The organism is Helicobacter pylori (genome assembly GCF_001998165.1).
Taxonomy (GTDB): Bacteria; Campylobacterota; Campylobacteria; order Campylobacterales; family Helicobacteraceae; genus Helicobacter; species Helicobacter pylori_DL.
On the sequence record NZ_MTWR01000046.1, the window covers coordinates 21,771 to 28,822 of the forward strand.

Annotated in this window: 4 protein-coding genes; all 4 read left to right on the top strand. The window is 40.5% G+C overall.

The genetic code is table 11. The features are described from left to right. Window positions 1–48 precede the first annotated feature (48 nt). On the top strand, window positions 49–3,306 hold the full coding sequence (gene carB / locus BZK24_RS05905) for a carbamoyl-phosphate synthase large subunit (protein ID WP_077656864.1): 3,258 nt from the start codon (window positions 49–51) through the stop codon (window positions 3,304–3,306). Window positions 3,307–3,310: 4 nt separating this feature from the next. After that, window positions 3,311–3,742 (top strand): Sua5 YciO YrdC YwlC family protein, encoded by a 432-nt coding sequence (locus BZK24_RS05910; protein WP_077656865.1) that lies wholly within the window; start codon window positions 3,311–3,313, stop codon window positions 3,740–3,742. Window positions 3,743–3,926: 184 nt separating this feature from the next. Further along, on the top strand, window positions 3,927–6,368 hold the full coding sequence (locus BZK24_RS05920) for a TonB-dependent receptor domain-containing protein (RefSeq protein ID WP_171972414.1): 2,442 nt from the start codon (window positions 3,927–3,929) through the stop codon (window positions 6,366–6,368). Between the two features lie 324 nt (window positions 6,369–6,692). Beyond that, window positions 6,693–7,052 (top strand): outer membrane family protein (locus BZK24_RS05925; RefSeq protein WP_143424386.1); only part of this gene is annotated, 360 nt, incomplete at its 3' end.

Sequence of the window (7,052 nt, forward strand, 5' to 3'; positions counted from 1 at the left end):
TAAAATATTGATAACGCTTCGTTGATATTCTTTCTTTAAGGATTGGTTATGCCTAAACGCACCGATATTTCCAACATTCTACTGATAGGCTCAGGCCCTATTGTGATCGGGCAAGCTTGTGAGTTTGACTATTCAGGGACTCAAAGTTGTAAAACCTTAAAATCTTTAGGTTATAGAGTGATCTTAATCAATTCTAACCCGGCCACCGTGATGACTGATCCTGAATTTTCTCATCAAACTTATATCCAACCCATCACCCCAGAAAATATCGCCGCTATCATCAAAAAAGAAAAGATTGACGCTATTTTACCCACAATGGGCGGGCAAACCGCTTTGAATGCGGTCATGCAGATGCATCAAAAGGGCATGTTAGAAGGCGTGGAACTTTTAGGGGCTAAGATTGAAGCGATTAAGAAAGGCGAAGACAGGCAGGCTTTCAAAGAAGCGATGTTAAAAATCGGGATGGATTTGCCTAAAGGGCGTTACGCTTATAACGAGTTAGAAGCCCTAGAAGCCATTAATGAAATTGGCTTTCCAGCCATTATTAGAGCGAGTTTCACGCTGGCTGGGGGGGGGAGTGGGGTCGCTTATAATATTGAAGAGTTTCAAGAATTGGCTAAAAACGCCCTAGACGCTTCGCCCATTAATGAAATTTTGATTGAAGAGTCCTTGTTGGGGTGGAAAGAATACGAAATGGAGGTCATACGAGACAGCAAGGATAATTGCATCATTGTGTGCTGCATTGAAAATATTGACCCCATGGGCGTTCATACCGGCGATAGCATCACGATCGCTCCAAGCCTCACCTTAACCGATAAAGAATACCAACGCATGCGCGATGCGAGCTTTGCGATTTTGAGAGAAATTGGCGTGGATACGGGCGGGAGTAATGTGCAATTTGCGATCCACCCAGAGACTTTAAGAATGGTTGTGATTGAAATGAACCCACGGGTGAGCCGTAGCTCCGCTTTAGCTTCAAAAGCGACCGGGTTTCCCATTGCAAAAGTCGCTACCATGCTTGCGGTGGGTTTTAGCTTAGATGAAATCAAAAACGATATTACCAACACTCCGGCGAGTTTTGAACCTAGTTTGGATTATATCGTGGTGAAAATCCCTCGCTTTGCGTTTGAAAAATTTGCCGGTGTTTCTAGCACTTTAGGGACTTCTATGAAAAGCATTGGCGAAGTGATGGCGATAGGGGGGAATTTCTTAGAAGCCTTACAAAAAGCGTTATGCTCTTTGGAAAATAATTGGCTAGGGTTTGAATCGTTAAGCAAAGATTTAGAAGCGATCAAAAAGGAAATCCGCCGGCCCAATCCCAAGCGCTTGCTCTATATCGCTGATGCGTTCAGGCTCGGCGTTAGCGTTGATGAAGTGTTTGAATTATGCCAGATTGACAGGTGGTTTTTATCTCAAATTCAAAAACTAGTCAAAGCAGAAGAAAGCATCAATTCTAGCGTTTTAACGGACGCTAAAAAATTAAGAGGGCTTAAAAATTTAGGCTTTAGCGATGCCAGGATTGCCGCTAAAATCAAAGAAAATGACAATTTAGAGGTGAGTCCTTTTGAAGTGGAATTAGCCAGAATGAATTTACAAATCGCACCCAATTTTGAAGAAGTGGACACTTGCGCGGCGGAGTTTTTATCGCTCACGCCTTATTTGTATTCCACCTATGCCCCTAATCCTTTGCCCCCTATTAAAAACAAACAAGAAAAACAAGAAAAGAAAATCCTAATCATAGGCTCTGGGCCTAATCGCATCGGTCAAGGCATTGAATTTGATTATTGTTGCGTGCATGCGAGCTTTGCTTTAAAAGATTTGAACATTAAAAGCGTCATGCTCAATTGCAATCCAGAAACCGTGAGTACGGATTATGACACGAGCGATACGCTCTATTTTGAACCAATCCATTTTGAGTGCGTGAAGAGCATCATTCAAAGGGAGCGCGTGGATGGCATTATCGTGCATTTTGGGGGACAAACCCCTTTAAAACTCGCTAAAGATTTAGCTAAAATGCAAGCCCCCATTATTGGCACGCCTTTTAAGGTGATTGATATTGCTGAAGATAGAGAAAAATTTTCCCTCTTTTTAAAAGAGCTTGACATTAAGCAGCCCAAAAACGGCATGGCTAAGAGCATTGATGAAGCTTATAGCATCGCTAACGTGATTGGTTTCCCTATCATTGTGCGCCCTAGTTATGTGCTAGGCGGCCAACACATGCAAATTTTAGAAAATATTGAAGAATTGCACCATTATTTAGAAAGCGTTACGCATTCTTTGGAGATTAGTCCTAAAAATCCGCTCCTCATTGACAAGTTTTTAGAAAAAGCGGTGGAATTAGATGTGGATGCCATTTGCGACAAAAAAGAGGTCTATATTGCCGGCATTTTACAACATATTGAAGAGGCGGGTATCCATTCAGGCGATTCGGCATGCTTTATCCCTTCCACTCTAAGCCCTGAAATTTTAGATGAAATTGAGCGAGTGAGCGCGAAAATCGCTCTGCATTTAGGCGTAGTGGGGCTATTGAATATCCAATTTGCCGTGTATCAAAATTCGCTGTATTTGATTGAAGTCAATCCCAGAGCCAGCAGGACCGTGCCTTTTTTAAGCAAGGCTTTAGGCGTTCCTTTAGCGAAAGTGGCGACTAGGGTTATAGTGTTAGAAGACTTGAAAGAAGCCTTGAAGTTCTATGATAAAAAAAATATCGTAGAATATTCTAAAGGCGTTTATAAGCCTAAAATGCCCCATTTTGTGGCTTTAAAAGAAGCGGTTTTCCCTTTTAATAAGCTTTACGGATCGGATTTGATTTTAGGGCCTGAGATGAAAAGCACCGGCGAAGTCATGGGGATTGCTAAATCTTTAGGGCTTGCATTTTTTAAGGCTCAAACGGCTTGCTTTAACCCCATTAAAAACAAGGGGCTTATTTTTGTCTCTATTAAAGATAAGGATAAAGAAGAAGCGTGCGTTTTAATGAAGCGATTGGTTGAATTGGGTTTTGAATTGTGCGCCACAGAGGGCACGCATAAAGCTTTGGAAAAAGCCGGGGTGAAGTCTTTAAAGGTGCTTAAAATCTCTGAAGGCCGCCCCAATATCATGGATTTGATGATGAATGGGGAAATCAGCATGGCTATCAACACCAGCGATCACAAATCTCAAGATGACGCCAAACTCATCCGTGCTTCTGTGCTTAAAAACCATGTGAGTTATTTCACGACTTTAAGCGCGATAGAAGTCTTACTTTTAGCGTTAGAAGAAAGTTCTCAACAAGACGAGTTGTTAGCCTTACAGGATTATTTGAAGTAGTTTGATGGCGTTAGTGTATTTAGCCCAAAGCGATACCACTATCGGGCTGCTTTCTAAAGACAGCGACAAGCTCAACGCTTTAAAAGGCCGCCCTAAAAACCAAAGCGTTTTAACAGAAAGCGCTGATTTTACCACATTGAAAAGTTTGGTGCGCGCGCCCAACGCTTTTAAAAACCTCATTAGAAGAAGCGTTAAAACCACTTTTATTTACCCTAATTCTAAAGCCGTTCGTGTGGTTAGGGGTAGGCATGGGGATTTTTTAAAGCGTTTTAAAACGCTTTATAGCACCTCAGCCAATCTCACCCAATGCGCTTATGATAAAGAAATCGCTTCCAATCTCGCTGATGCGATTGTGAGCGATGAAAGGGGTTTGTTTGAAAGCTCTAGTTCTAAAATATTCAGGCTTTATAAACATAAAAAAGTGAGAGTAAGATAAAATTACCCTTTATTATTTCGCATTCTGCGCGCTTTGAAAGGGGTTTTTTTTGGGATTTTTCTAAAAGTTTATCATTTGTTTATCAAAAATGGCTAGCTTTTTTAAGGTGATTGTAATATTTTTTTGATTATAATAACACCTTTATTTTTTAAGAGAAATTATTATTATATTTAGGATTTTAAGAATGAATGACAAGCGTTTTAGGAAATATTGTAGTTTTTCTATTTTTTTGTCCTTATTAGGAACGTTTGAATTAGAGGCTAAAGAAGAAGAAAAAGAAGAAAGAAAGACAGAAAGGAAAAAAGAAAAGAACGCCCAACACACTCTGGGTAAAGTTACCACTCAAGCGGCTAAAATCTTTAATTACAACAACCAGACAATCATTTCAAGTAAGGAATTAGAAAGAAGGCAAGCCAACCAAATCAGCGACATGTTTAGAAGAAACCCCAATATCAATGTGGGCGGAGGTGCGGTGATAGCGCAAAAAATTTATGTGCGCGGTATTGAAGACAGATTGGCTAGGGTTACGGTGGATGGCGCGGCGCAAATGGGCGCAAGCTATGGGCATCAAGGCAATACAATCATTGATCCTGGAATGCTTAAAAGCGTGGTGGTTACTAAGGGGGCGGCTCAAGCGAGTGCGGGGCCTATGGCTTTAATTGGCGCGATTAAAATGGAAACTAAGAGTGCGAGCGATTTTATCCCTAAAGGCAAAGACTACGCCATGAGTGGGGCTGCAACTTTTTTGACCAACTTTGGGGATCGAGAAACCGTGATGGGCGCTTATCGTAACCATCATTTTGATATGCTTTTGTATTACACGCACCAAAATATTTTTTATTATCGTGATGGGGATAATGCTACAAAAGATCTCTTTAGACCTAAAGCGGAGAATAAAGTTACAGCAAGCCCTAGCGAGCAAAACAATGTGATGGCTAAGATCAATGGTTATTTGAGCGAAAGGGATACCTTAACGCTCAGTTACAACATGACTAGAGATAACGCTAATCGCCCTTTAAGAGCGAATTTTACCGGCACTTTTTTACCCTATTCTTGCGGCGATTTTAACGCTTTCCCTAACGAGAAAAACCCTGATGATTGCTTGTTTGAAAATGACGCTAGTTTGTTTAAAACTTATAGCGTCAATTTAGTGCATAACGTGAGTTTGAATTATGAAAGAGAAGGGGGGAGCCGTTTTGGTGATCCTAAATTAAAAATCAATGGTTATACAAGCATTAGAAATGTCCAAATTGATCCGCTTTTTAGGCCTAGCGATATAGCGGCTATCATCCCTTTCACCCCAAACCCGCAGCTCTCTCAAGGTGAAGAAAATCAATGCGTGGCGCAAGGGGGCATTTATGACGCTCTTAAACAAACCTGCTCCATCACTTTTAAAAGCCTTGGAGGGGGATCTGTTGTCGCTAATAAAAATTTATTCATCATCAATTCTGGGTTTAATGCGAACGTGATCCACACCATAGATCATAAAAATGACAATCTTTTGGAATACGGGTTGAATTACCAAAACTTAACCACTTTTGATAAAGCGATCCCTAATAGCGAATTAGTCAAGCCCGGCGATGCCCCTGACGCATGCTTAAGGGTTACAAGCCCTGATGATCCTAACATGAACGGGCGCTGCCAACGAAATGGCGCTACGGCGAATGTGGTTGGGGTGTATGCGCAAGCGAATTACACCTTGCATCCTATGGTAACTTTGGGGGCAGGGACTCGTTATGATGTCTATACTTTAGTGGATAAAGACTGGCAATTGCACATAACTCAAGGGTTTAGCCCTAGCGCGGCTTTAAACGTCTCGCCTTTAGAAAATTTGAATTTCAGGCTTTCTTATGCGTATGTAACCAGAGGCCCTATGCCTGGAGGTTTGGTGTGGATGCGTCAAGATAATTTGCGCTATAACCGCAATTTAAAGCCAGAAATTGGGCAAAATGCGGAATTTAACACCGAATACAGCAGTCAGTATTTTGATTTTAGGGCTGCCGGTTTTGTCCAATTGATTTCTAATTATATCAATCAATTTTCTTCAACGCTTTTTGTCACCAATTTGCCCGCACAAGATATTATTTATGTGCCGGGTTATGAAGTTTCAGGGACAGCTAAATACAAGGGCTTTTCTTTAGGCTTGAGCGTGGCGCGATCATGGCCTTCTTTAAAGGGGCGTTTGATCGCTGATGTGTATGAATTGGCGGCTACAACCGGCAATGTGTTTATTTTAACGGCAAGCTATACGATCCCACGCACCGGGCTTAGCATCACTTGGCTTTCACGCTTTGTTACCGATCTAGATTATTGCTCTTATAGTCCTTATCGTAACGGCCCTACGGATATTGACAGACGGCCTAGCGATTGCCCTAAAACCCCTAGGATTTTTCATGTGCATAAACCCGGTTATGGGGTGAGCAGTTTTTTTATCACTTACAAGCCCACTTACAAAAAACTCAAAGGGTTGAGCCTGAACGCGGTGTTTAACAATGTTTTTAACCAACAATATATTGATCAAGCAAGCCCAGTAATGAGCCCTGATGAACCCAATCAAGACAAATACGCAAGGGGCATGGCAGAGCCTGGCTTTAACGCTAGATTTGAAATTTCTTATAAGTTTTAAAATTTGAGCGCGTGTGGCTATTTTCTTTGAAGCGATCAAAGAAGTGAAGAAATAAAAACGCTCGCGCAAAAACAAAAAAGAGGGTTAAAAGAAGCGAGAATTTCATGCGTAATGAGTCCAATCAAAAATAAAACGCTCTTTAAAAGTAACAAATATATGATTTTAATCCTTTGATTTTAAACCAATTTACAATAAAAGGTTATTTTTTGTAAAATAAGGTTGTGGGTTTTAATTAATATTTTAACTTCATGCTGTTTTTTTTTTTTTTGATTATAATTATAATCTCAACAAAAAAGATCATACCATTAAAATTAGGAGAGTTTAGTGAGGCAAGAAAAGTATTTTTTGACTTCTTCTTTATCGCTTTTATCGTTTTTATTGTGTCCTGTAGAAGCTTTTGATTATCGGTTTAGTGGTCGTGTGGAGAACTTTTCTAAGATTGGTTTTAACAATTCTCAAATCAATACTAAAAAAGGGATTTATCCTACTGAAAGTTTTATAGATATTGTAACTTTAGCGCAAGTCAAAGTCAATTTACTCCCTAAAGGCACCGAAAACCATAGGCTCTCTGTTTCTTTGGGTGGGGCGATTGCAGCCATTCCTTACGATAAGACTAAGTATTATGTTAACCAGGCTAACGGGAAGATTTTTGGCTCAATTGTAGAGCATCTAACTAATACAAAA